The sequence below is a fragment of the Gilvimarinus sp. 1_MG-2023 genome, assembly GCF_030548285.1.
Genome location: NZ_JAUOSC010000963.1, coordinates 1 through 274, shown reverse-complemented (window position 1 = coordinate 274; position 274 = coordinate 1). Strand labels below are relative to the sequence as shown.

Genomic DNA, 274 nt, shown 5'->3' with positions numbered 1-274 from the left:
AGTCAGGGCGGTGCCCAGTTCCCGGATACGCGGCCCCTTGCTGGCCAGCATCAAATCCTTCAGCTGCCCCAACGTCATATGGCGCAAGGTGGCGAAGATAGCCATATCGATGTCGTAGTTGATCCGCATCACGCTGTCGATGCGGCCTTCGGCATCGGTCAGCGGAGTATCGTAAAGATGCTGCAATGTCTGTTGAGACAACAGGGTGCGGGCCGCTTCGCGCTCAATTTCATCCGCGGCGGCCAGTCCGGCAATACGATCTCCGGCCTTGCTG

The 274-nt window shown here is 59.5% G+C and carries 1 protein-coding gene; it reads right to left on the bottom strand.

What is annotated here, in order from left to right; all coding sequences use genetic code 11:
* Window positions 1-274 (bottom strand): ethanolamine ammonia-lyase subunit EutB (eutB, locus tag Q4563_RS19735; protein WP_303605727.1); only part of this gene is annotated, 274 nt, incomplete at both ends.